Raw genomic sequence first — 21,761 nt, 5'->3', positions numbered from 1 at the left:
CCGCGGGCGAGCTGGTACTGCGCGGGGCCTCCTTCGTGCACCTGCTCGCGGGCCTCGGCGGCGACTGAGGCCGCTCGCGCGGGGGGTGCCGGTGTTGCGCGATCGCGGCGGTGCAGGCATATAGTCCACGTGGACTGATCCGGAAGGAGCAACACGTGGCCGCCACCCTGACGCCGCTCGCCGTCGCCGCCCTGGCGCTGCTCGACGAGACCCCGCGGCACCCGTACGAGCTGCACCAGGTCATGCGGCAGCGCGCGACCGACCGCGTCGTCAAGGTCCGTCCGGGCTCGCTTTACCACACCGTCGACCGGCTCCACCGCGACGGCCTGATCGTCCCGACGGGCACCGACCGCGCCGGCAACCGGCCCGAGCGCACCACGTACGCCATCACGCCGGAGGGCCGCACGGCACTGTCCGGTGCCCTCGCCGCGATGATCTCCGCCCCGGTCAACGAGTTCCCGACGCTCCCCCTGGCCCTCTCCGAGGCGCACCACCTCCCCCGCGGGACCGTGCTCGACCTGCTCCGCGACCGCCTCGGCCGCCTGGGGGCCGAGCTCGACACCCTGCGCAGCGCCGTCACCCACGTGACCGCCAAGCAGCTCCCGGCCCGCTACTGGGCCGACATGACCTACCAGATCGCCGTCTACGAGGCCGAGTCCCGCTGGATCTCCGCGTTCGTCGACCGCATCGAGTCGGGCGAGGTCACCTGGTGACCGGCGCCGGCACCCCCACGCACCCCCGAGGAGCCACCGTGCACCCCACCGTCCGACCCTGGCCCGCCCTCTGGGCGCTGGTCGTGGGCTTCTTCATGATCCTGGTCGACACCACGATCGTCTCCGTCGCCAACCCGGCCATCATGGCGGGGCTGCACACCGACATCGACGCGGTCATCTGGGTGACCAGCGCCTACCTGCTGACGTACGCGGTGCCGCTGCTGGTCACCGGCAGGCTCGGCGACCGGTTCGGACCCCGCTCGGTCTACCTCGTGGGCCTGGCCGTGTTCACCCTGGCCTCGGCGGCGTGCGGCCTCGCGGGCTCGATCGGCGCCCTCATCGCCGCGCGGGCGTTCCAGGGACTCGGCGCCGCGCTCATGACCCCGCAGACGATGGCGGTGATCACGCGCCTGTTCCCGCCGGACCAGCGCGGCAAGGCGATGAGCCTGTGGGGCGCGACCGCCGGCGTCGCGACGCTGGTGGGACCGCTGCTCGGCGGCGTGCTCGTCGACGGCCTCGGCTGGGAGTGGATCTTCTTCGTCAACGTGCCCGTGGGCGTCGTGGCGTTCGTGCTGGCGTGGCGCCTGGTCCCCCGGCTCGAGACGCACGCGCACTCGTTCGACGTCGTCGGCGTGCTGCTCAGCGCGGTCGGCATGTTCCTGCTGGTGTTCGGCATCCAGGAGGGCCAGACCTACGACTGGGGCCTGATCGGCGGCTGGCTGCCGGTGTGGGGCCTGGTCGCGGGCGGCCTCGTCGTGCTCGTCGTGTTCGTGCGGCACCAGGCGCGGATGCGCGGCGAGCCGCTCCTGCCCCTGGGCCTGTTCCGGGACCGGAACTTCGCGCTCGCGAACGGCGCCATCAGCACGCTGGGGTTCGCCGTCACCGCCATGTCCCTGCCGCTGGTCTTCTACTACCAGCTCGTCCTCGGGTTCTCCCCGACCCGCTCGGCGCTGATGCTCGCGCCGATGGCGGTCATGACCCTCGTCCTGTCGCCCGTGGTGGGGCGCCTGGTGGACACCGCGAACCCCCGCACGATCGCGCTGGTCGGCATGCTGCTGCAGGCGGCGGCCCTGGTCTGGTTCACGCTGTGGCTGACGCCCGACCCCGACCTGTGGCCGCGGCTGCTGCTGCCGTCGGCCCTGCTCGGCGTCGCGAACGCCTGCCTGTGGTCGCCCATCTCGTCGACCGCCACCCGCAACCTCCCGCGGCAGCTCGCGGGGGCCGGGTCCGGCGTGTTCAACACGACCCGGCAGGTCGGCTCGGTGCTCGGCTCGGCGGCGATCGCGGCGCTGATCCAGGCGCGCCTGGTGGCCGAGCTCGGCCCGGGGGCGGCGGGCTCCACGGGCGCGGCCGAGGCGGCGGGCGCCCTGCCCGAGGCGCTGCGCGCCGGGTTCGCCGACGCGATGGGCCAGTCGCTGCTGCTGCCGGCCGCGCTCGCGGTGGTGGGCGCCGTGGTGGTGGCGTGCTTCGCCCCGCCGCAGCGCACCGCCGGCCCGGCGGCGGCCTCCCCGGCGGGGGCACCGGCCGCCGCCGGGGACGCGGCGGCGGCCGGGACGGTCAGCGAGCGGCCGTGACCCGCGCCCGCCAGCGGTCGTAGGCGGCGTTCGGCACCCGCGCGAGGACGTCGTCCGCGCCGCGCACCAGGTCGACCAGCCCGAACGGCAGCAGGTAGTCGTCCGCCGGCGCGGTGCCGTCCCGGTACGACCAGTCCGCCAGGTCGAGCAGCGGGAACCAGAACACCGCGGTGACCGGCACGCCGTCGGCGCGGACCTTCTCGACCGTGTCGAGCAGGTCGTCCACCCACTGCGCCTTGGCGGCGACGTCGGGGGTGGCCCGCGAGGTTTCGGTGACGGCCAGCGGCAGGCCGTAGCGCTCGTGGTACGCCCCGAGCAGCTCGACCAGCCCGGCGGTCCCGGCCTCGACGGGCTGCTCCGCGCCGTCCGCGCCGACCGCCTGCCGCGTGAACGCCGGGTAGTAGTTGACGCCGACGACGTCGGGCACCACCGCGTCCCGGCGCAGCGCCGCGAGGTCCTCCTCGCGCGCGCCGTGCCGCAGCAGGTGGTCGTGCAGCGGGTGGTCCTCGCCCACGCGCCCGGTGACGAGGTCCAGGGCGAGGAACCGCCACTGCTCGCCGTGCGCCACCGACGTGCCGCCCGGTCCGTGCCCCTCCCAGAGGAACCCGGCGTCCACGTGCACGAACCGCACGTCGGGCCGCACGGCCGCGACCGCGCGCTGGGTGGCGACCATGCCGCGCGCCAGGGGCAGCAGCACGGCGACGAGCCCGTCCTCCCCCGTGAGGTACGGGGGCCACCGCCCGTCGCGCCCGCACCAGATCGCGTTGACCATCGGCTCGTTGAGCGGCGTCAGGTCGTCGACGACGCCCGGGTAGCGCTCGGCGACCGCGGCGGCGTACCGGGCGACGAGCTCCGGGTAGCGGGGGTCGAGGAACGCGTTCGGCATCCACAGCGGCGTCCCGTAGTGCATGACGTCGAGCACGCAGCGCAGCCCGAGCCGCTGCATCTCGGCCATCACCTCGTCGAGCCACCGGAAGTCGAACCGCCCCTCCTCCGGCTCCACCCGGTACCACGGCGAGCCCCAGCGGATCAGCGTCGCGCCGGACCCCGCGGCCAGGCGCAGGTCCTCGCGCCAGTGGTGGTAGTGCTGCGTCAGCTCGTACTCGTCGAGCTTGCGCTGCCCGACGCGCTCCGACGGGATGAACGTGTCCTCGATGCCGACGCCGTGGTGCAGGCGCCCGTCGGTGTGCCAGGACGTGTCAGTCACGAGACCTCACTTCATGCCGGTCGTCGCGATGCCCGCGACGAAGGATCGCTGGATGAGCAGGAAGAACACGACGACGGGCAGCAGCGCCAGCACGGAGCCGGCCATGAGCAGGCCGTACTCGACGACGTGCTGGCCCATGAACATCGCCAGCCCGGCGGGCAGGGTGGCGGACTCCAGGTCGTTCGCCATGATCAGCGGCCACAGCAGGTCGTTCCAGTTGTACTGGAAGTGGAACAGCCCGAGCGTCAGCAGGGCAGGCTTGGCGAGCGGGACGATCACCTGCGCGAAGATCCGCAGCTCCGACGCGCCGTCGATGCGCGCGGCCTCCTCCAGGTCCCGCGGCAGCGACAGGAAGAACTGCCGCAGGAAGAAGATGCCGAACGCGTTGGTCAGCCGCGGCACGATCATGCCGGGCAGCGTCCCCGCCAGCCCGACGGCCGCCAGGGTGTCGTACAGCGGGATGAGCGTGACCTGGTACGGCAGCATCAGCAGCACGAGGACCAGCACGAACACGACGTTCTTGCCGCGGAAGTCCAGCCGGGCCAGCGCGTAGGCCGCCATCGCGTCGAACAGCAGCGAGAACACCGTGACGGCCCCGGCGAACACGATCGTGTTGCCGTACAGCCGCGCGAACGGGATCTGCGACCAGATGTCCCCGACGTGCTCGAGCGTCAGCGCGCGCGGCCACAGCGTCGGGGGGAACGCCACGATGTCGGACTCCGGCTTGAACGCCGTGAGCACCATCCAGATGATCGGCAGCAGCATGGCCGCCGCGATGACGAGCCCGCAGACGCCGGTCAGCACCCGCCACAGCCGGTCGAGCCGGCGCACGTCGTGCCGGACGGGCGACGGGGCCTCGTCGTCGACCGCGGCGGGGCGCAGCAGGGTGTCGGCCATCAGTACGTCACCGCCCGCTTGCGGAAGTAGCCCCACTGGAGCATCGACAGCACGAACACCCCGAGCAGCAGCACCCAGGAGATCGCGGAGCCGTAGCCGAGGCGCAGGTCCTCGAAGCCGACGCGGTACACGAGCATGACGAGCGTCTCCGTGCGGAAGTAGGGGCCGCCGTGCGTCATCACGTAGATCTGGTCGAACGCCTGGAGCGTGGCGATCGCGGCCATGATCGAGATGAGCATCGTCTGGTTGGACAGCAGCGGCCAGGTGACGTTGCGGAACCGCGTCCACGGCCCGGCGCCGTCGAGCGACGCCGCCTCGTAGAGCTCGGTCGGGATGGACTGGAGCCCGGCGAGGTACATGACCATGTAGAAGCCGACGGTCTTCCAGATCCCGACGACCATGACCGCGGGCATCGCGAGCTGCGGGTCCGACAGCCAGCCCTGCGTCGAGACGATGCCGAGCCCGTCGAGCCAGTGCGAGATGAGGCCGATGTTCGGGTCGAGCAGGAACGCCCACGCGATCGCGACGATGCCCAGCGACACGATGAACGGCAGGAACACGGCGGTCCGCACCAGCCCGCGCGCGAAGATCGCCCGGTTGAGCAGCAGCGCGAGCGCGAGCGCGAGCCCGACGGTCACCGGCGTGACGACCACCGCGTACACGAGGGTGTTGCGCAGCGCGTTGCCGACGGCCGGGTCGGTGAGCAGCTCGCGGTAGTTGTCGAGCCCCACCCACTGCGCGGGCTGGATGCGGTTGTAGTCCATGAAGGACAGGTACGCGGACTGCACCATCGGCCAGAGCATGAACACCGCGATGGTCAGCAGGCTCGGCGTCAGGAACAGCCAGGCGGTGCGTTCGCGACGCCGGGCCCCCCCGCCCGCGCCGGACGGCGACGCGGGCGGGGGCGGGGGCGGTGGTGGCTGCGGTCATGCCTCAGCCCTTGTCGATCGCGGCCTGCACGTCCGCGTTCGCCTGGGTGAACACCTCGGTCAGGTCGCCGTCGCCGTTGAGCACGCGCTGCAGCGCCGGGTAGAAGATCGAGTCCGTGATGGTGCCGGAGCTCGGCACGCCCGCCAGGTAGACCTTGGCGCTGCCGAGCAGCTCCGGGTCGCCGAACACCGCGGAGTACGGGTTCTCCAGCTCGTCCGCCGGGATGTCCGTGCGCGTGGGAGGGAAGCCCGAGCCGTCGGCCCACGTCTTCTGCGACTCGACCGAGTTCCAGTACGCGAAGAACGTCTTGGCGGCGTCCTGCTGCGCGTCGGACGCCTTCGCGTTGACGGTGAACGCCACCACGTCGGCGAGCGTGACGTCCGCGTCGGGCCCGGCGGGCGGGGCGGCGAGGCCGTAGTCCAGGCCCGCCTCGTCGAAGCCGGTGGTCATCCACGGGCCGACGATCTCCATCGCGGCCTTGCCGGTCTGGAACAGCTTGTCGGCGTCCGCGCCCGACAGGCCGATCGGGGAGACCTTCTTCTCGCGCACCTGGTCGACCCAGAACTCGAGGGCCTCGAGCGTCTCCGGGGTGTCGAGCGTCGCGGTCGCGGCGTCGTCCGCCACCACCCCGCCGCCCGTGCCCCAGAGCAGCATCTGGTAGATCGGCACCGTCGTGTGGTCCGCCAGCGCGGCCGCGTACTGCTCGGGCTTGCCGTCGCCGTTCTCGTCGACCGTGAGCTTCTCGGCCATGGACGCGAACTCGTCCCACGTCGTCGGCGGCTGCTCCGGGTCGAGGCCGGCGGCCTCGAACATGTCCTTGTTCCAGTAGAGCGTCATCGGCGCGATGTTCAGCGGGACGCCGTACGCGGTGCCGTCGAAGTCGGCGGCGTGCTTGGCGGCGTCGGGCAGCGCCGACGTGTCCATCCAGGTGTCGTCGGCGTAGAAGTCGTCCACCGGCGCGAGCGCGCCCTTCGACGCGTACTGCGGCACGTTCGAGGCGCTCATCGCGACCACCTGCGGCCCGTCGTCCGACGACAGCGACGTGAGCACCTTCTGGTAGAGCACGTCCCACGGCATGACGTTGGGCTTCACCACCACGTCGTCCTGCGAGGCGTTGAAGTCGTCGATGATCTGCTGCACGGCCGGGCCGTCAGGGCCGGTCATGCCGTGCCAGAGCACGAGCTCCGTGGGCCCGTCGCCCGTCGCGCCGTCGTCGTCCTGGGCCGAGCCCTGGCCGGCGCAGGCCGCCAGCGCCAGGGTCAGTCCCGCGGCCAGCGCGATCCCGCGCCTGGTCCGTCGTCCGTGCATGTCCGGCATGTCCGCCTCCTCGCGGTCACGTGTCGCCGCGGCGGGGGCCTGCCGCGGCGTTGCAACGTGGCAAACGGTAGCCCCACTGATTGCAGCGTGGCAAACCCGCTAGGGTGCGGGCCATGACGCGCAGGGGTGCGGTGACGCTGCAGGAGGTGGCGCGGGTCGCCGGGGTGTCCCCGCGGACCGTGTCGAACGTGGTCAACGGCTACGCGCACGTCGCGCCGCGCACCCGGGAGCAGGTGCAGGCGGTGGTCGACGCCCTCGGCTACCGCGCGAACACCGCGGCCCGGGCGATGCGCACCGGCCGGACCGGGCTGCTCGGCCTCGTGGTCCCCGCGCTCGACCAGCCCTACTTCGCCGAGCTCGCCCGCGCGGTGGTGCGCGAGGCCACCGGCGCGGGGTTCACCGTCGTGGTGGACCAGACCGACGGCGACCCCGACCGCGAGCGCGAGCTGCTGCGCCAGGGCCCCCGCGGCGCGATGTTCGACGGGCTCGTCCTCAGCCCGCTCGCCCTCACCCGGCGCGACCTGCTCGACGCGGACCCCGGCCGGCCGGTCGTGCTGCTGGGCGAGCGGACCGTGGACACCGCCTTCGACCACGTGCACATCGACAACGTCGCGGCCGCGCGCGAGGCGACGGAGCACCTGGTGGGGCTGGGGCGCCGACGGGTCGCCGCCATCGGGCTGCAGACCGAGGCGCAGACGGGGCGGCAGCGCGCGGAGGGCCTCATGATCGCGCTCGCCGAGGCCGGCCTGCCCGCGCACCCGCGGCTGCTGCGGTACGTCGAGGCGTACGACCGCGCGTCCGGGTTCGCGGCGATGACCGCCCTGCTCGACGAGGACCAGCGCCCCGACGCGGTGTTCTGCTTCAACGACATGCTCGCGGTCGGCGCCCTGCGGGCCTGCCTGCTCCGCGGCGTGCGGGTGCCCCAGGACGTCGCGCTCATGGGGTTCGACGACGTCGAGGAGGTCCGCTACCTCACGCCCGCGCTGAGCACCGTGCGCCCGGACCGGGACGAGATCGCCCGCGTCGCGGTGGCCCGGCTGGTCGCGCAGCTCGAGCGGCGGTCGGCCGGGCCGCCCGCCGGCCAGGACGTGACGGTGCCGCACGCGCTCGTCCTGCGGGAGTCGACGGGCGGCTGAGCCCGGCCCGGCCGCGACGGTGTGACACGCGGCTTTGCAACGTGGCAACATGGGTCGACGACGTACTCCCGCGACCGAAGGACCGCCATGACGACGACGTCAGCACCCGCGACGGGTCTGCACCCCCGGCCCCAGCTCGTCCGGCCCGACCGCTGGTGGTCGCTGGACGGTCCCTGGCGGTTCGCGTTCGACGACGCGGACGCGGGCCTGCGCGAGCGCTGGCACGACCGCGACGCGGAGGCGCGGTTCGACCGCGAGGTCCTCGTGCCGTTCCCGCCCGAGTCCGAGGCCTCCGGCGTCGCCGACCACGGCGACCACGCCGCCCTGTGGTACCGGCGCCGGTTCACCGTCCCGGCCGCCCTCGGCACCGACCGCCTGCTGCTGCACCTGGGCGCCGTGGACCACGAGGCCGACGTCTGGGTCGACGGCCGGCACGCCGTCCGGCACGAGGGCGGGCAGACCCCGTTCAGCGCGGACGTCACCGACCTGCTCGACCCCGACCTGCCCCCCGACGCGCACGTCGTCGTCGTGCGCGCGACCGACGACCGCACCGACGTCGAGCAGCCGCGCGGCAAGCAGGACTGGCAGCGCGAGCAGCACGCGATCTGGTACCACCGCACGTCCGGGATCTGGCGCACCGTGTGGCTCGAGCAGGTGCCCGCCGTCGCCGTCGGCTCGCTGACCTGGCGGCCCGACGTGCCCGCCGCCCGCATGGCCGTGCAGGTGCGGCTGCGCGCCTCCGCCCCGGCGGGGACGCGGGTGCGGGTGCGGCTCCGCCACGGGGACGCCGAGGTCGGCGCGGCCGAGGTGCCGGTGACCGGGTCCGTGGCGGACGTCGTGGTCCCGCTGCCCGCGCAGCACAACGGCCAGGCGTACGAGCAGCTGCTGTGGTCGCCCGGCCACCCGGTGCTGCTCGACGCCGACGTGGCGCTCGTCGACGCGTCGGGCGCCGAGCTCGACCGGCTCGCCTCGTACTGCGGCCTGCGGTCCGTCGCCGTCGAGGGCGACCACCTGCTGCTCAACGACCGGCCGTTCACCGTCCGCGCCGTCCTGGAGCAGGGCTACTGGCCGCAGTCGCACCTCACCGCGCCGAGCCCCGAGGCGCTCCGCGAGGAGGTCGAGCTGGCGCTGGCGCTCGGGTTCAACACGGTGCGCGTCCACCAGAAGGTCGCCGACCCGCGCTACCTGTACTGGTGCGACGTGCTGGGGCTCGCCGTGTGGGGCGAGACCGCCGGCGCCTACCGGTTCTCCGACGAGGCCGTCGCCCAGCTGACCCGCGACTGGCTGGACGTCGTCCGCCGCGACGTCTCCCACCCGTGCGTCATCGCCTGGGTGCCGTTCAACGAGTCCTGGGGCGTCCAGCACATCGCCCACGACCCGGCGCAGCAGGCCTACAGCCGCGCCCTCACCGAGCTCACGCGCGCGCTCGACCCGACGCGGCCCGTCATCTCCAACGACGGCTGGGAGCACACGGCGTCCGACCTGCTGACCGTCCACGACTACGCCGCCACGGGCGACGAGCTGCGCGAGCGCTACGGCGACGCCGCCGCGGTCGCCCGCACGGTCGCCGGGATCGGCCCCGCGGGCCGCCGGATGTGGGTCGGCGGCCCGGCGCCCGAGCCCGGCACCATCCCGGTGCTGCTGTCGGAGTTCGGCGGCGTCTCGTTCGCCCCCGGGGCGCCGGAGGGCTCGTGGGGGTACTCCGAGGCGCGCAGCCCCGAGGACCTCGAGGCCCGCCTCACCGACCTGCTCGGCGCCGTCCGGTCGTCCACCGCGCTGCGGGGGTACTGCTACACCCAGCTCACCGACACGGGGCTCGAGACGAACGGCCTGTGCACCGCCGACCGTCGGCCCAAGCTCCCGGTCGGGACGCTGCGCCGCCTCTTCGGGGCCTGACGCCCGTCCCCTCTGCCTGTCCCCCCGGCTCCCGTCCCCCACTCCGCCCCCGTGGGTGGGGACGTTCGGATCCGTTGGTACCGACACGCCCGGCGCGCCGGTGCGAACGGATCCGAACGGGGCCTCGTGGGGCGGGAGGGTGGGGCGGGAGGGCGGGCCGGGTCGCGTCGCACCGGGGTGGACGGGGCCGGGACCGCCGTGGCCCCGGACGCGCTGCCGCGCTGGACCCGCCCCGCGGCGGGGAGCCCGTCGGTACCGTGGCGCGCATGCGACGCACGACCGGCGGGACGCTGCTCGGGCTCGTCGCCGCAGCGTTCGCGGCGACCGGGCTGGCCTCTGCGCTGAACGGCCTCACCCGGCACGACGCGCAGCCGCTGGTCACGCTGGCCGACGCCGCGTACCCGCCGCTGCCGGACACCCACGTCGAGCGGCTCGCCGGGCCGCTCGCCCGGGTCTGGGTGGCGGACCTCTCGCGACCCGAGGCGTCGCTCGCCCGGGTCGGCCTGTGGGGCCCGCTGCTGCTCACCGCGCTGCTCGTCGGCCTGCTCGCGCTGCACGTCGGGCGCACCGACCGGCGGGGATCCTGGCGCCTCGTCGTGCCCGGGCCGTACCTGACCGCGGCCGCCGTCACGAGCGTCGTCCTGGCGGTCGCGCAGCCGCTGCTGCAGCGGTCCGGCGCCGAGGTCGCGCTCGCGAGCATCGGGTCGCCGCCCGGGTACGTGCCGCACACCTCCGTGCCCTGGGGGTGGCCGGCGCTGGCCGCGGCGCTGCTGCTGGGGACGCAGGTCGCGCGGCGGCGGATCCGTCGGCCCGCCGCGTCACCGCGCGTCTGACCGCGCCGGACCGGCCGCCGCGTCGCCCGCCGCCCGGCGTGGCGTGAACGTCTCCCACACCGGCCCGAACACGAACCACGCCACGAGCACCAGGGTCGCCCGGCCGCCCCAGCCCAGCAGCACCTCCCGCTGCTCCGCCGCCGCCTCGCCCGGCCCCTGCGCGACGAGCAGCAGCACGCCGAGCACCGCGCAGGCCACCGCCCAGGCGAGCAGCACCCGCAGCCACAGCGCCCACTCGTACCGCACGCGCGCCGGCCCGCGCCGCGGCGGCCGCACGGGCTCCGGCCCCCCGAAGAACCGGTGCGCGACCCAGGCGTCGACGGCGTGCACGGTCCGCTTGCCGAACGCCACGGTGAACCCGAGGTAGAGCGCCGCGAGGCCGTGCGTCCAGGTCGCCTCCGAGCCCCGCAGCAGGTCCCCGACGGTGGCGACCAGCAGCACCACCTCGAGCAGCGGCTCGCACAGCAGCAGCACCGTCGACAGGCGCCGCCGGCGCAGCACGTACCGGGCGACGACCGCGGCGCCGAGGAACACCCAGAACGCCACCTCGCAGGCGACGACGAGCGCGGCGACCGGGTTCTCGCGGAGGGTCTCGATCACGTCCATGCCGGCAGCGTCGCGCCGGCGCCGGGCGGGGGCGTCGGCCGACCGCACGATCCTGCGGGGCGGCGTCGTCCCTTCGGAGGACCCGGCCGCGCCGGGGCCGTGCTGGGATGGACGCCATGCCGTCCCTGCCCCGCCTCGACGACCGTGGCGTCGCGCTGCTGTACCTGGCCGCCGGGCTGCTGCTGCACGGGGCGGGGATCTCGGTGACGGGGTCCGCGGGGGCGGGGCCGGCGGGCTGGTGGCTGCACACCGCGCTGCTGCTCGTCGCGTGCGGCGCGCTCACCGCGAAGCGCCGGCACCCGGTGGTGGTGCTGCTGCTGGCCGCCGCCTGCCTGGCCGGCACGGTCCCCGCGGGCGGCAGCCTCGGGCTGCTGCTCGTGCTGGTCGACGCGCTGTACAGCGCCGAGGTGCACGCCCCCGCCCGGACGCGGCGGGCGCTGCACGGGGTGGTCGGCGTGCTCACCGTCGCGGCGCCCGCGGCCGTGTGGGCGACGGGCGGGGGTCTGCGCGACGCCCTGGCGGCGGCGCTCCAGGCGGTCGCCGTCCTGGTGACACCGCTGTGGTGGGGGTCGGACGTGCGCAGCCGGAGCGAGCTCGCCGCGTCGGAGGCCGAGCGCGCGACGCTGGAGCGGTCGCGGGCGGACCTGGCGCGCGCCCACGCCGCGGACGTGCAGCGGATCGCCGATCTCGACCGGGACGCCGCGGTGCGCGAGGAGCGCGCGGGCATGGCGCGGGACCTGCACGACGTGGTGGCGAGCCGCCTGTCGGCCGTCGCGATCCACGCGGAGGCGGCGCTGTCCGGCCCGCCCGACGCCGGCCGCGACCGGGCGGCGCTGGCGGCGGTGCGCGCGGAGTCCGTGGCGTCGCTCGCCGAGATGCGCTCGATGATCCTCGTGCTGCGCGGCGCCGGCCCCCGGGACGGCGCCACGGCCGCGGCGGGCCTCGACCGGCTGGACGACCTGGTCGCGACGGCGCGGGATCGCGGGCTGGACGTGCGGGTCGAAGCCGCGGCGCCCGGGCTCCCGGCGGTGGTCGACCACGCGGCGTACCGCATCGCCCGCGAGGCCCTGACGAACGCCGCCGCGCACGGTGCCGCGGGCGGCCGGGTGGACCTGCGGGTGGCGTCCGACGGGTCGGCCCTGGAGGTCGAGGTGCTCAACCGGCTGCCCGCCGCGGGGACGCCCGCCCCGGCCGGCGCCCCCGCGCTGGGCTCCGGCACGGGCCTGGTGTCGATGGCGGAGCGCGCCCGCTCGCTGGGCGGCCGGTTCGCGGCGGGGCCCCACGCCGGCGGGCGCTGGCGGGTGCACGCGGTCCTCCCGCTGGCTCCGGGCGCGCCCGCCGCGCCCGCCGCGCAGGCAGCGCCGGCGGCGCCGATGGGACGGACGACCCTCGGCGCGGCAGGGGGTGCGACGTGAGCGTGCGCGTGCTGCTGGCCGACGACCATGGGGCGATCCGCGCCGGGCTGCGGCTGATGCTGGAGCAGGCCGACGGGGTCACGGTGGTGGGCGAGGCGGCCGACGGCGACGCCGCGGTGGCGAACGCCCGGGCGCTGCGGCCGGACGTCGTGCTCATGGACATCCGGATGCCCGGCACGGACGGCATCGAGGCGACGCGGCGCATCGTGGCCGACGGGCTGGCGCAGGTGGTCGCGCTGACCACGTTCGACCTCGACGAGTACCTGTTCGGCGTGCTCCGGGCCGGGGCGGTCGGGTTCCTGCTGAAGTCCGTCGGCGCCGCGGAGCTGGTCGCGGCGGTGCGGCAGGTGGCGGCGGGCGACGGGGTGCTGGCCCCGGAGGTCACCCGGCGGGTGCTCGCGAGCGTCCCGGTGCCCGCCCCCGGGCCGGCCGCCCCCGACGCCCCGGGCCTCGACCGGCTGACGGCCCGCGAGCGCGAGGTGCTCGTGCTGCTCGGCGAGGGACGGTCGAACCAGCAGGTGGCGCAGGCGCTGACGGTGTCGGAGACCACCGCGAAGACGCACGTCAGCCGGGTGCTGGCCAAGCTGGGCTGCCGGACGCGCCTCGAGGCGGCGGCCGTCGCGCACCGGGCCGGGCTGGTGATCTGAGCCACATCAGGCGCTTTGCACCCGGTGCACGCTTGCACTGAGTGCACCCACGTGCCTACGGTCCTCCGCGTGACCGAGACCCCCGACCGGCGCTCCGCCGTCAAGGCGCGGTCCCGGCACGCCATCCTCGAGGCCGCGGACGCCCTGCTCGTCGAGCGCGGCGCCCCCGCGTTCAGCGTCGACGAGCTCGCGGAGCGCGCGGACGTCTCGCGGCGCACCGTGTTCAACCACTTCGGCTCGCTCGACGACGTCATCCTGACCGTCTGCGCGCAGCGGCTCGGGCAGGTGATCGCCGAGGTCGAGCTGGCGGCCACCCGGACGCCCGTGGGCGACGGCTCGCGCGCGTCGATGTTCGACGAGCTCGCCGAGACGCTGCGCGGCGCCGACCTGCCCGCCCCGATCACCTACCTCGCGAACGCCCTCGGCCCGCTCGCCCAGGGCGACGACCCGCGCGCCGCGGCGCTCGCCCAGCAGGCGTTCGCCCGCGTCGCGGACCACCTCGTCGAGGAGCTGCTGCGCCGCTACCCGCACGCCGACCCGCTCGACGTCCGGCTGCTCGTGACCTCCCTCGTGCACGGTGTCGGCGTCATCGCCATGCACTGGTGCACCACCACCGACCCCGCCGCGCCCGACGCGCGCGCGGCGTGGGACGGCCTCGTCGACCGGCTCATCGAGAACGTCCGAGCCGGGTACATGCCGGAGCACTGACGCCCCGCACTCCCACCCACCACAGCGCAGAGACAGGGACGGACACCGGACATGGCAGGACTCCTCTACAGACTCGGGCGGTTCTCCGCCCGCCGGGCCTGGGTCGTCGTCACGGCCTGGGCCGCGGTGCTGGCGCTGTCGGTCGGCGCGTACCTCGCGTTCGGCGGCACGCTCACCTCCGCCATCACCATCCCGGGCACCGCCACCGAGAAGGTGACCGAGCACCTCCAGGAGGAGTTCCCCTCCGCGAGCGGCGGCACCGGCACGGTCGTGTTCCACACCGGCGGCGACGACGCGTTCACGTCGGAGCAGCAGGCCGCCATCAGCGCCGCACTGGCCGACGTGGCGGACCTCGACGGCGTCAAGGGCGTCACCGACCCGTTCGCCACCACCGAGCAGCTCGCCGAGCAGGCCGCCCAGCTCGAGGACGGCCGCGCGCAGATCGCCGACGGCCGGACCCAGCTCGACGACGGCCAGGCGCAGCTCGAGGCGGGCCAGGCGCAGCTCGACGCCGCGCAGGACCAGCTCGACGCCCAGCGGGCGCAGGCCGAGGCCGCGGGGATGCTCGCGCAGGTGCAGCCGCAGCTCGACGCCGGCCAGGCGCAGCTCGACGCCCAGCAGGACCAGCTCGACGCCCAGCAGCAGACGCTCGACGAGGGCCGCGAGCAGCTCGAGGCGCAGACCACCCAGCTCGAGGACGGCGCGGCGCTGCTGGACCTCGCCCGGGAGATCCGCCTCGTGTCCGAGGACGGCTCCGCCGCGGTCGCCACCGTGGCGTTCGACGCGGGGCAGTTCGAGGTGGACGCCGACCTGAAGACGCAGGTGGCGGACACCCTCGCCGACGCGGACCTCGCCGGTGCCCAGGTCGAGTTCTCGAGCGACCTCACGCAGGAGGTGCCGAGCGTGCTCGGTCCGGGCGAGGTCGTCGGCGTCGTCGTCGCGGCCGTCGTGCTGCTGGTGATGCTCGGCTCGGCGGTCGCCGCCGGTCTGCCCATCCTGTCGGCCCTGGTCGGCGTGGCCATCGGCGCCACGGTCACCCTGTCCCTGTCCGGCGTGGTCGACATGCTGTCCGTCACCCCGGTGCTCGGCATCATGCTCGGCCTCGCGGTCGGCATCGACTACTCGCTGTTCATCCTCAACCGGCACCGCCGCCAGCTCCGCGACGGCGTCGAGCTGCACGAGTCGATCGCCCTGGCCAACGGCACCGCGGGCAACGCCGTGGTCTTCGCCGGCACGACCGTCCTCGTGGCCCTGCTGGCGCTCAACGTCACCGGCATCCCGTTCCTGGGTCTGATGGGGACGACGGCCGCGGTGTGCATCGCCATCGCGATCCTCATGGCGATCACGTTCACGCCCGCGCTGCTGTCGCGCATCGGCCTGCGGGTGCTGCCGAAGAAGCAGCGCGCGCGCGTCGGGCACGAGGAGCCCGAGCCGGTGCCCTCCACCCCGATGCGCACCTCGCGCGCCGTGCTCACCCTCGTCGTCGGCCTCGCCGCGCTGCTGGTCGTCGCGATCCCCGCGCTGTCCATGCGCCTCGGCCTGCCGGGCGGGGCGTCGGAGGCCGAGGACTCCACGCAGTACCAGGCGTACACGATCACGGCCGAGAAGTTCGGGGCCGGCGTGAACGGCCCCCTGCTGGTCGTCGCGGACCTGCCCGACGCGGTGGCGGAGGACGGGCTCGTCGCGGAGCAGGTGCGGATCGGCCAGGAGCTCGCGGCGTTCGACGACGTCGTGGCGGTCGCGCCGATCGGCGCCAACGACGGCCGCACGGTGCTCGCGTTCCAGGTCGTGCCCCGCGAGGGACCGGACAGCGAGAGCACCGAGCACCTGGTGCAGGACCTGCGGGCGGCGTCCCCGCTGGACGGCGACGTGCAGCTCGGCGTCGCGGGCACCACGAGCGCGCAGATCGACGTCTCCGAGAAGCTCGCCGACGTGCTGCCGCTCTACCTGGCGATCGTCGTCGGCCTGTCGCTCATCATCCTCATCATCGTGTTCCGCTCGATCCTGGTGCCGGTCACCGCGACGCTCGGGTTCGTCCTGTCGCTGTTCGCGGCGTTCGGCGGCGTCGTCGCGATCTACCAGTGGGGCTGGCTCGGGTCGCTCTTCGGGGTCCACGACCCCGCGCCCGTGCTGAGCTTCCTGCCGATCATCGTCACCGGCATCCTGTTCGGGCTCGCGATGGACTACCAGTTGTTCCTGGTCTCCGGCATGCGGGAGGCGTACGCCCACGGCGTCGACGCCCGCGTGGCGGTCAGGCGCGGGCTGCACGCCGGGCGGGTCGTGGTCGCCGCGGCGGCGATCATCATGGCGTCGGTGTTCGCGGGCTTCATCTTCGCGGAGTCCTCGATCATCCGGCCGCTCGGGTTCGGCCTCGCGTTCGGCGTGCTGGTCGACGCGTTCGTCGTCCGGATGCTGCTGATCCCGGCGCTCATGCACCTGGCCGGCAAGGCGGCGTGGTGGATCCCCCGCTGGCTGGACCGCATCCTGCCGGACGTCGACGTGGAGGGCGCGTCCCTGGAGCGCACCCACCCGCACCCGATGCACCAGGTCGTCGAGGCCCCGGAGCGGCACCGGCACGACCGCGTCTGAGGCACCGCACCGAGAGCCCCGTCACACCCGCCCCCGCGGCGGGCGGCGGCGGGGCTCTCGGGCGCCCGGGCGGACTACCCTGAGGTGTGGCCACGTTCTCCTCCGTCAGCCGGCAGCACGTCCTCCAGGCGATCGCGGAGCACGACGACCGGGGCGCGGAGGCGTTCCTCGGCGTCTACGGCTTCGAGGCCACCCCGGGCGAGACGTTCGCGCACGAGGGCCGGACGTACGACTCCCGCGCGGTCCTCGCGGTCGCCCACCGGTACGCGACCGGCCGCGCCGCGACGCCCGAGGAGCTGCGCTCCGCCCCGACGGGGACCCTGCTGACGCGCCGCGGGTTCGACGTCGCGGGCCCCGTCGCCGCGCCGCGGACGACCTCCGCGACCCGCTCGTCCGCCCGGTCCACCGCGGGCACCGCCCCCCGCCGCGCCGCGAAGCCGGCCACGACGCCCCGCCGGCCCGCGCCGGAGGACCGCCCGCTGGCGATCTGCCCGACGTGCTTCACGGCGCTGCCCGCGACCGGGATCTGCGACACCTGCGGCTGACGCCCCCGGTCCACGACGGGCCACCGGTCGCCGCGCGGGCAGGACGTGCCTAGCGTGTCCGGATGAGCACCAGCCCTGACCCGGACCCCGCGAACACCCCCGGCCTCGAGCCGGGTGGAGGCGTCGCGCCCGGGGACACCCCGCCCGGCGAGTCGAGCACCTCGGGGGCGGCGTTCCGCGAGCCCGATCTGCCCGGGCGCCGCACCAGCTGGGTCGTCTACGGCGTCGTCGGCGCGGTCGTCGCCGTCGCGCTGCTGCTGTTCGTCGGCTACGTCGTCGGCCTGCTGTCCTGACGGCACCTCCCGGGGGGCTCAGGCCCGCTGCTGGCCCCGCGCCTGCAGCCGCTTGCGCAGCAGCACCATCGGCAGCAGCCAGGTCGCGAGCGCCGTCACCAGCCAGACGATGACGACGGCGGCGATCCAGGTCACCACCCCGCCGGAGATCCGCAGCCCGTCCGTGAAGGCGCTCGCCACCAGCAGGGCCACCCACGTGGAGACCAGCCCGACCCCGCCGAGGAACGCGTTGGCGTACCGGCGCGCCATCGTGGCGATGAACGGTGTCAGCACCGCCTGGACCGCGGTGAAGACGACGACGGCGGTCACGAACCCGCTCACGCCGAGGTGCACGTCGTCCACGAGCAGCGCCGCCGCCCCCAGCCCCAGGGCCGCGGAGCCGAGGAAGATCGCCACCCGGATCAGGAAGATCACCATGTCCGGACGCTAGTGCCCGCACGCCCCCGGGAGAAGAGCCGCTCGGCCCGCCCGGCGGGGGCCGCACGTCCCGGCACCTCTCCCGCTCCCCCGCCTGCTCCCCCGCCGGCCCGCAGTCGGTACCCGGTCGGCGCCCCGGCGACCCCTGGTCGGCGCCCACCCGCCCCCCGGGACGGGCGTCCCCCCCACCCGGCAGGCGCCCCTGCGGTACCGGTCCGGGCCGAGGCGACCCCCGGCCCCGGGACCTCGTGCCTAGTCTCCGGAGCGACTGCCCAGGCACACGGCCTGCCTGCGGCTGAGCGACGCCGCTGCCGGGGCGGCAGCGCGACCCAGGGGGCCACATGAGTGACGCGACTCTCGACACCGCCACGCGTGCCGTCCACCGGTGGCTCACGCTGGGGCGGGACGTCGTCGTGCGCGGCGACCACGGGTCCGGGCGCACCTCCCTGCTCGACCTGATGCGCCGCCTCCCGCACCGCCGCGCGGACACCGTGCTGCTGCGGGCGTCCGGCCCCGCGCCCTTCGCGACGCTGCGCGCGCACGAGTCCCTGCCCACCCGGCGGGGCCACCCGTGGTCGGAGTCCGAGCTCGTCGAGTGGCTGACGGGTGAGCTCGGCTCCGAGGGGTCGCTGCTGCTGGTCGACGACGTCGAGCACGTCGACGAGGGCACGCTCGCCGTGATCCGGCGGTCGCTCGCGCAGAGCCGTGCCGACCTCGTGGTGACCACCGCGGTGGACCTGGCCCGTGACGCGGACGCCGCCCTCGCGCGGCTGGTCGGCGAGCGCGCGCCGGCCGAGGTGCTGCTGCCGCCCTTCGCCGACACCGAGCTGCACGCCCTGGCCCGCACCGTGCTCGGCGGCGCCGTGGACGCGACGCTCGTGGCGGAGCTCGCCGCCGCGTCGGCCGGCAACCCCCGGGTGGCGACCCTCGTGCTGCAGTCGGCGCGCTGGGCCGGCGCGGTGGGGAGGTCCGACGACCGCTGGACGGTGACCCGCCCGCTGCGCGAGGCGCCCGGCGACCCGGTCGTGCACCTCCTGACGGCCCGCCTGCCGCCGCACCACCTGGACGCGCTCGAGCTCGTCGCGTGGCTCGGCACACCTGACCACGACACCGTCGAGCGCCTCGTCGCGCCGGCCACCGTCGACGCCCTCACCGCGCGCCGCCGGCTGCTCGGCTTCACCGGCACCGACGGCACCTCGCGGTACTCCGTGTCGCCGCCCGCGCTCGCCGACGCCCTGCGCGCCCGCCTGCTGCCGGAGCGCCGGCGCCGGCTCGCCCACCTCTCCGGCCGGGCTCCCGCCGCCGACGCTGTCGTGCCCGTGACGCCCCTCGACCTCGGGGAGGAGGTGCCGGTCCCCCTCGCGCGCCGGGGCGCCGAGCTCCCCCGCCGCTCGCCCGAGGTGGCGGGCGTCCTGCGCGAGCACGAGCGGTCCCGCGAGGAGGCCCTGCTCGACGCGTGGCGCCGCGACCCCCGCACCGGCCCGGCCAACGCCCTGCTCGACCAGCTCGCTCGGCGGCCGGCGCACGACCTGGCCCGCGAGGTGCTCGCCGGCACCCGGCTGCAGGACGACGACCCCGCCGGGCGCGCCCTGTTCCGCGCCGCCGGGCTGCGCTGGCTCGTCCCGTCCGGCGGCGGCCCCGCAGCCCGGGCGGCGTTCCTCGCCGAGCACCGAAGCGAGCTCGGCCCGCTCGCCGCCGCGTTCCGGGTCCACGACGAGGTGACGGCCGCGGCCCGCGCCGGTGCCGACGACGCCACGCTGCTCGGCACGGCGGAGGACGCCGGGGGCGACGTCGCGGCCCGCGTCGCGGTCGCCCGCGCCGCCGCGCTGGTCGAGGTGGGACGGCTCGACCTCGCGCTGCGCCTCTGCCGGGGGCCCGTGCTCGCGGACCCCCCGACCGACGAGGTCCGTCACCACCGGGACGCCGTCGACGCGGTCGCGACCATCCTCCTGGGACGGCTCGACGAGGCCGAGGCCCGGGTGCGCCGCGAGCTCGCCGCCGCCTACGCCCGCGCGGACGTGCTCGGCGTGCGCGTGCACGCGTGCCTGCTCGCCGAGGTGCTCATCTGGAGCGGGCGCAGCACGGCCGCGTGGCGCGCGCTCGGCGGGGCGCTGCGGCTCGGGCCGGCCGGGCCCGTCGGCGCGGCGTTCCACCGGCGGGCGCTGAGCCTCGCCGCGATCCTGCGCGTCTCCAGCGGCGACGTCGACATGGCGGAGTCCCTGGTCGCGTCGCTGGACGCCCTGCCCCGCGCCGACCGCCCGATCGTCGGCTCCCTGTCCGCGCTGGCCCGCGCGGCCGTCGACGAGGTGACGCGCCCGACGCCCGACGACCTGCTGTGGGAGCGGGGACGACGCTACGCGCAGGAGGGCCGGCGGCAGCCCGCGCTGGTGTGCTGGCTGTTCAGCACCGCGACGTACGCCCCCGAGCAGCTCGCCGTGGTGCGCGAGACCTACGAGGCCGCGCCGCTCCCGCTGCTCGAGCCCTACCTGCGGCTGCACGAGGCCCTCACCGCCAAGGACGTGGCCGGGGTGGTCGCCCGGCTCCACGCCCTGCCGGCGGATCCCGGCGACCGCTTCCGCCAGGCGATGGGCCACCTCGACGGCGTCGCGCTGCCCGACGAGCGGCCCCCCGTGCGGGTCGTGCTCCGCGCGGAGGACCACCTGACGCTCTCGCCCCGCGAGCGGGAGGTCGCCACCCTGGCCCGGGAAGGCCGGTCGAACCGGGACATCGCCTCCGCGCTCGGGCTCAGCGTGCGGACCGTGGAGAACCACATGAGCGCCGTGCTGCGCAAGCTCGGCTTCACCCGCCGGTCGGACCTGAGCTGGTGGAACGCCACCGGCACCGTCGCCGCCGCGACGCACCGCCCGGACGCGGCGCGGACGGGGTGACGCGCGCGGGGACGTCGGAGCCGCCCGCACCACGGCGGGCGCGGAACGCGGCGGGTCCCCGGCTCCACCGGGCCCCGGCGAGGTCCCCGGCTCGCCACGAGACCCGGCGAAGCCCCCGGCGCGCCGCCACGTCCCGGCGAAGCCCCCGGCGCGCCGCCACGTCCCGGCGAAGCCCCCGGCTCGCCACGCGACCTGCCGAGGTCCCGGCTCGCCACGAGACCCCGGCGAAGCCCCCGGCTCGCCACACGACCTGGCGAGGTCCCCGGCTCGCGGCGAGACCCCGCCTGCCGCTGCTGCGGCGGGTCAGGCCTGCGCGTGCGCCAGTGCGGCGCCCGTGCCCCGGGCGGCCCGCTCGGCGGGGGCTCGGCGCGCGCGGGCGTCCGCCGGGCGCGCGCGGTGGGGCTGCCGGGTGTCGCGCCGCGCGCCCACCAGCACCTCGAGCCCGCGCGGGACGATCGCGTCGGCGATCTCCCCGACGACCTGCAGCACCGCGCCGTCGCGCACCGCGTAGCGCACCTGGCGGCCGCGCCGCTCGCCGAGGAGCGCGTCCCCGACGACGAGCCCGGCGCGCTCGAGCTCGCCGAGGTACTTGAGCACGCCGGACCGGGACATCCCGAGGGCGTCCGCGATCTCCCGGCAGATCATCCCCGGGCGGGCCGAGAGCAGCTGCAGCACCGCGAACCTCGGGGAGACGACCGCCGCGAGCGCGGTCGAGAGCTCACCGGCTGCCGGGTCGTGCTCGTCGGGCGGGGCGAGGACGCGGACCGCCGGGGCGGCGGCTGTCGCCGTCCTCACCGGGCGGGGTGGACCGCCCCGGGCACGGCGGCCCGGGCGTCCCTGTCGGCGGACCGGTGGACGGCCGGGACGTGCCCCGCGGGCGCCACGCCGAGCACCGCGGTGAGCAGGCGGTCGAGGAACCGGTCGCGCGTCGCGGAGGCGAGACGGACCGAGCCGTCCCGCCCGACCTCGACGTGACCGCGCTCGCTCAGCTCCCGGAGCGCGCGGGCGTCGGCGGCCGGCAGCTGCCCGGCCTGCTCCGCCCCGAGGGGGCCGCCGAGGAGCCGTGCGACCAGGCGTCCGCGCGACGGGTCTGCCAGGTCGGACGTGGCGGTCATGCGGGCTCCTCGGGGTCGGTGCGCTGCGCGGCGGT

At 75.8% G+C, this 21,761-nt stretch carries 20 protein-coding genes; 12 read left to right on the top strand and 8 right to left on the bottom strand.

Annotated features, from left to right (window positions below; translation table 11 throughout):
- Nucleotides 1–155: 155 nt before the first annotated feature.
- Both P9841_RS13950 and P9841_RS13945 read left to right on the top strand, forming a co-directional pair.
- Entirely contained in the window at nt 156–713 is a 558-nt protein-coding gene (locus P9841_RS13950) for a PadR family transcriptional regulator (RefSeq protein WP_283319252.1), read from the top strand.
- Between the two features lie 38 nt (nt 714–751).
- Nucleotides 752–2,287: a DHA2 family efflux MFS transporter permease subunit gene (locus tag P9841_RS13945; RefSeq protein WP_283319251.1), complete on the top strand. Its 1,536-nt coding sequence runs from the start codon at nt 752–754 to the stop codon at nt 2,285–2,287.
- On the opposite strand, the gene P9841_RS13940 is transcribed toward P9841_RS13945, so the two are convergent.
- From P9841_RS13940 to P9841_RS13925, 4 genes are all read right to left on the bottom strand, one after another.
- Entirely contained in the window at nt 2,271–3,494 is a 1,224-nt protein-coding gene (locus P9841_RS13940; protein WP_283319250.1) for a family 1 glycosylhydrolase, read from the bottom strand. The two genes, P9841_RS13945 and P9841_RS13940, sit on opposite strands and share 17 nt — an antisense overlap.
- 6 nt (nt 3,495–3,500) lie before the next feature.
- Nucleotides 3,501–4,391: a carbohydrate ABC transporter permease gene (locus tag P9841_RS13935; RefSeq protein ID WP_283319249.1), complete on the bottom strand. Its 891-nt coding sequence runs from the start codon at nt 4,389–4,391 to the stop codon at nt 3,501–3,503.
- On the bottom strand, nt 4,391–5,194 hold the full coding sequence (locus P9841_RS13930) for a carbohydrate ABC transporter permease (RefSeq protein WP_283319248.1): 804 nt from the start codon (nt 5,192–5,194) through the stop codon (nt 4,391–4,393). The genes P9841_RS13935 and P9841_RS13930 overlap by 1 nt, the downstream gene beginning before the upstream one ends.
- A gap of 130 nt (nt 5,195–5,324) precedes the next feature.
- A complete protein-coding gene (locus P9841_RS13925) occupies nt 5,325–6,638 on the bottom strand; it encodes an ABC transporter substrate-binding protein (RefSeq protein WP_283319247.1) in 1,314 nt (437 codons plus the stop codon).
- A gap of 113 nt (nt 6,639–6,751) precedes the next feature.
- Here P9841_RS13925 and P9841_RS13920 point away from each other — a divergent pair, with 113 nt between their 5' ends.
- From P9841_RS13920 to P9841_RS13910, 3 genes are all read left to right on the top strand, one after another.
- Nucleotides 6,752–7,774 carry a LacI family DNA-binding transcriptional regulator gene (locus tag P9841_RS13920; RefSeq protein ID WP_283319246.1) on the top strand — a complete coding sequence of 341 codons (1,023 nt, stop codon included), beginning with the start codon at nt 6,752–6,754 and terminating at the stop codon, nt 7,772–7,774.
- Nucleotides 7,775–7,861: 87 nt separating this feature from the next.
- The gene (locus P9841_RS13915) at nt 7,862–9,670 is read left to right on the top strand and encodes a glycoside hydrolase family 2 protein (RefSeq protein ID WP_283319245.1); all 1,809 of its coding nucleotides are present in this window, start codon (nt 7,862–7,864) and stop codon (nt 9,668–9,670) included.
- Between the two features lie 266 nt (nt 9,671–9,936).
- On the top strand, nt 9,937–10,503 hold the full coding sequence (locus P9841_RS13910) for a hypothetical protein (RefSeq protein WP_283319244.1): 567 nt from the start codon (nt 9,937–9,939) through the stop codon (nt 10,501–10,503).
- Here the strand turns inward: P9841_RS13910 and P9841_RS13905 are convergent.
- Complete coding sequence (locus tag P9841_RS13905; RefSeq protein ID WP_283319243.1) at nt 10,489–11,109, bottom strand: hypothetical protein; 621 nt, start codon at nt 11,107–11,109, stop codon at nt 10,489–10,491. The two genes, P9841_RS13910 and P9841_RS13905, sit on opposite strands and share 15 nt — an antisense overlap.
- Nucleotides 11,110–11,225: 116 nt before the next feature.
- Between P9841_RS13905 and P9841_RS13900 the strand changes: the two genes are divergently transcribed.
- From P9841_RS13900 to P9841_RS13875, 6 genes are all read left to right on the top strand, one after another.
- Nucleotides 11,226–12,524 (top strand): sensor histidine kinase, encoded by a 1,299-nt coding sequence (locus tag P9841_RS13900; protein ID WP_283319242.1) that lies wholly within the window; start codon nt 11,226–11,228, stop codon nt 12,522–12,524.
- Between the two features lie 56 nt (nt 12,525–12,580).
- Nucleotides 12,581–13,171, top strand: coding sequence for a response regulator (locus P9841_RS13895; protein ID WP_502848921.1), 591 nt, complete (start codon nt 12,581–12,583; stop codon nt 13,169–13,171).
- A gap of 69 nt (nt 13,172–13,240) precedes the next feature.
- Nucleotides 13,241–13,879, top strand: coding sequence for a TetR/AcrR family transcriptional regulator (locus P9841_RS13890; RefSeq protein WP_283319240.1), 639 nt, complete (start codon nt 13,241–13,243; stop codon nt 13,877–13,879).
- Between the two features lie 51 nt (nt 13,880–13,930).
- Nucleotides 13,931–16,468, top strand: a complete 2,538-nt coding sequence (locus P9841_RS13885) for an MMPL family transporter (RefSeq protein WP_283319239.1) — start codon at nt 13,931–13,933, stop codon at nt 16,466–16,468.
- Nucleotides 16,469–16,554: 86 nt separating this feature from the next.
- Nucleotides 16,555–17,013, top strand: coding sequence for a ScoMcrA-related endonuclease (locus P9841_RS13880; protein WP_283319238.1), 459 nt, complete (start codon nt 16,555–16,557; stop codon nt 17,011–17,013).
- A 62-nt stretch (nt 17,014–17,075) separates the two neighbouring features.
- Nucleotides 17,076–17,306, top strand: coding sequence for a DUF6480 family protein (locus tag P9841_RS13875; RefSeq protein ID WP_283319237.1), 231 nt, complete (start codon nt 17,076–17,078; stop codon nt 17,304–17,306).
- An 18-nt stretch (nt 17,307–17,324) separates the two neighbouring features.
- On the opposite strand, the gene P9841_RS13870 is transcribed toward P9841_RS13875, so the two are convergent.
- Complete coding sequence (locus P9841_RS13870) at nt 17,325–17,723, bottom strand: phage holin family protein (protein WP_283319236.1); 399 nt, start codon at nt 17,721–17,723, stop codon at nt 17,325–17,327.
- A gap of 341 nt (nt 17,724–18,064) precedes the next feature.
- On the opposite strand from P9841_RS13870, the gene P9841_RS13865 reads away from it, so the two are divergent.
- The gene (locus P9841_RS13865) at nt 18,065–20,611 is read left to right on the top strand and encodes a LuxR C-terminal-related transcriptional regulator (protein WP_283319235.1); all 2,547 of its coding nucleotides are present in this window, start codon (nt 18,065–18,067) and stop codon (nt 20,609–20,611) included.
- Nucleotides 20,612–20,914: 303 nt separating this feature from the next.
- On the opposite strand, the gene P9841_RS13860 is transcribed toward P9841_RS13865, so the two are convergent.
- The gene (locus P9841_RS13860; RefSeq protein WP_283319234.1) at nt 20,915–21,406 is read right to left on the bottom strand and encodes an ArsR/SmtB family transcription factor; all 492 of its coding nucleotides are present in this window, start codon (nt 21,404–21,406) and stop codon (nt 20,915–20,917) included.
- Nucleotides 21,403–21,726, bottom strand: a complete 324-nt coding sequence (locus P9841_RS13855) for a helix-turn-helix domain-containing protein (protein WP_283319233.1) — start codon at nt 21,724–21,726, stop codon at nt 21,403–21,405. Before P9841_RS13855 ends, P9841_RS13860 begins: the two co-directional genes overlap by 4 nt.
- Between the last annotated feature and the right edge of the window lie 35 nt (nt 21,727–21,761).

It is taken from the genome of Cellulomonas sp. ES6 (assembly GCF_030053835.1).
Lineage (GTDB): Bacteria > Actinomycetota > Actinomycetes > Actinomycetales > Cellulomonadaceae > Cellulomonas.
Note: the sequence above shows the minus strand (reverse complement) of the source record. Positions and strands in the feature narration are given on the sequence as shown.

Coding starts and splice junctions, on each gene's coding strand:
- P9841_RS13935 (WP_283319249.1), bottom strand. CDS start 4,391: ATGGCCGACACCCTGCTGCGCCCCGCCGCGGTCGACGACGAGGCCCCG.
- P9841_RS13930 (WP_283319248.1), bottom strand. CDS start 5,194: ATGCTCTGGCCGATGGTGCAGTCCGCGTACCTGTCCTTCATGGACTAC.
- P9841_RS13925 (WP_283319247.1), bottom strand. CDS start 6,638: ATGCCGGACATGCACGGACGACGGACCAGGCGCGGGATCGCGCTGGCC.
- P9841_RS13920 (WP_283319246.1), top strand. CDS start 6,752: ATGACGCGCAGGGGTGCGGTGACGCTGCAGGAGGTGGCGCGGGTCGCC.
- P9841_RS13915 (WP_283319245.1), top strand. CDS start 7,862: ATGACGACGACGTCAGCACCCGCGACGGGTCTGCACCCCCGGCCCCAG.
- P9841_RS13910 (WP_283319244.1), top strand. CDS start 9,937: ATGCGACGCACGACCGGCGGGACGCTGCTCGGGCTCGTCGCCGCAGCG.
- P9841_RS13905 (WP_283319243.1), bottom strand. CDS start 11,109: ATGGACGTGATCGAGACCCTCCGCGAGAACCCGGTCGCCGCGCTCGTC.
- P9841_RS13900 (WP_283319242.1), top strand. CDS start 11,226: ATGCCGTCCCTGCCCCGCCTCGACGACCGTGGCGTCGCGCTGCTGTAC.
- P9841_RS13895 (WP_502848921.1), top strand. CDS start 12,581: ATGCTGGAGCAGGCCGACGGGGTCACGGTGGTGGGCGAGGCGGCCGAC.
- P9841_RS13885 (WP_283319239.1), top strand. CDS start 13,931: ATGGCAGGACTCCTCTACAGACTCGGGCGGTTCTCCGCCCGCCGGGCC.
- P9841_RS13875 (WP_283319237.1), top strand. CDS start 17,076: ATGAGCACCAGCCCTGACCCGGACCCCGCGAACACCCCCGGCCTCGAG.
- P9841_RS13870 (WP_283319236.1), bottom strand. CDS start 17,723: ATGGTGATCTTCCTGATCCGGGTGGCGATCTTCCTCGGCTCCGCGGCC.
- P9841_RS13865 (WP_283319235.1), top strand. CDS start 18,065: ATGAGTGACGCGACTCTCGACACCGCCACGCGTGCCGTCCACCGGTGG.
- P9841_RS13855 (WP_283319233.1), bottom strand. CDS start 21,726: ATGACCGCCACGTCCGACCTGGCAGACCCGTCGCGCGGACGCCTGGTC.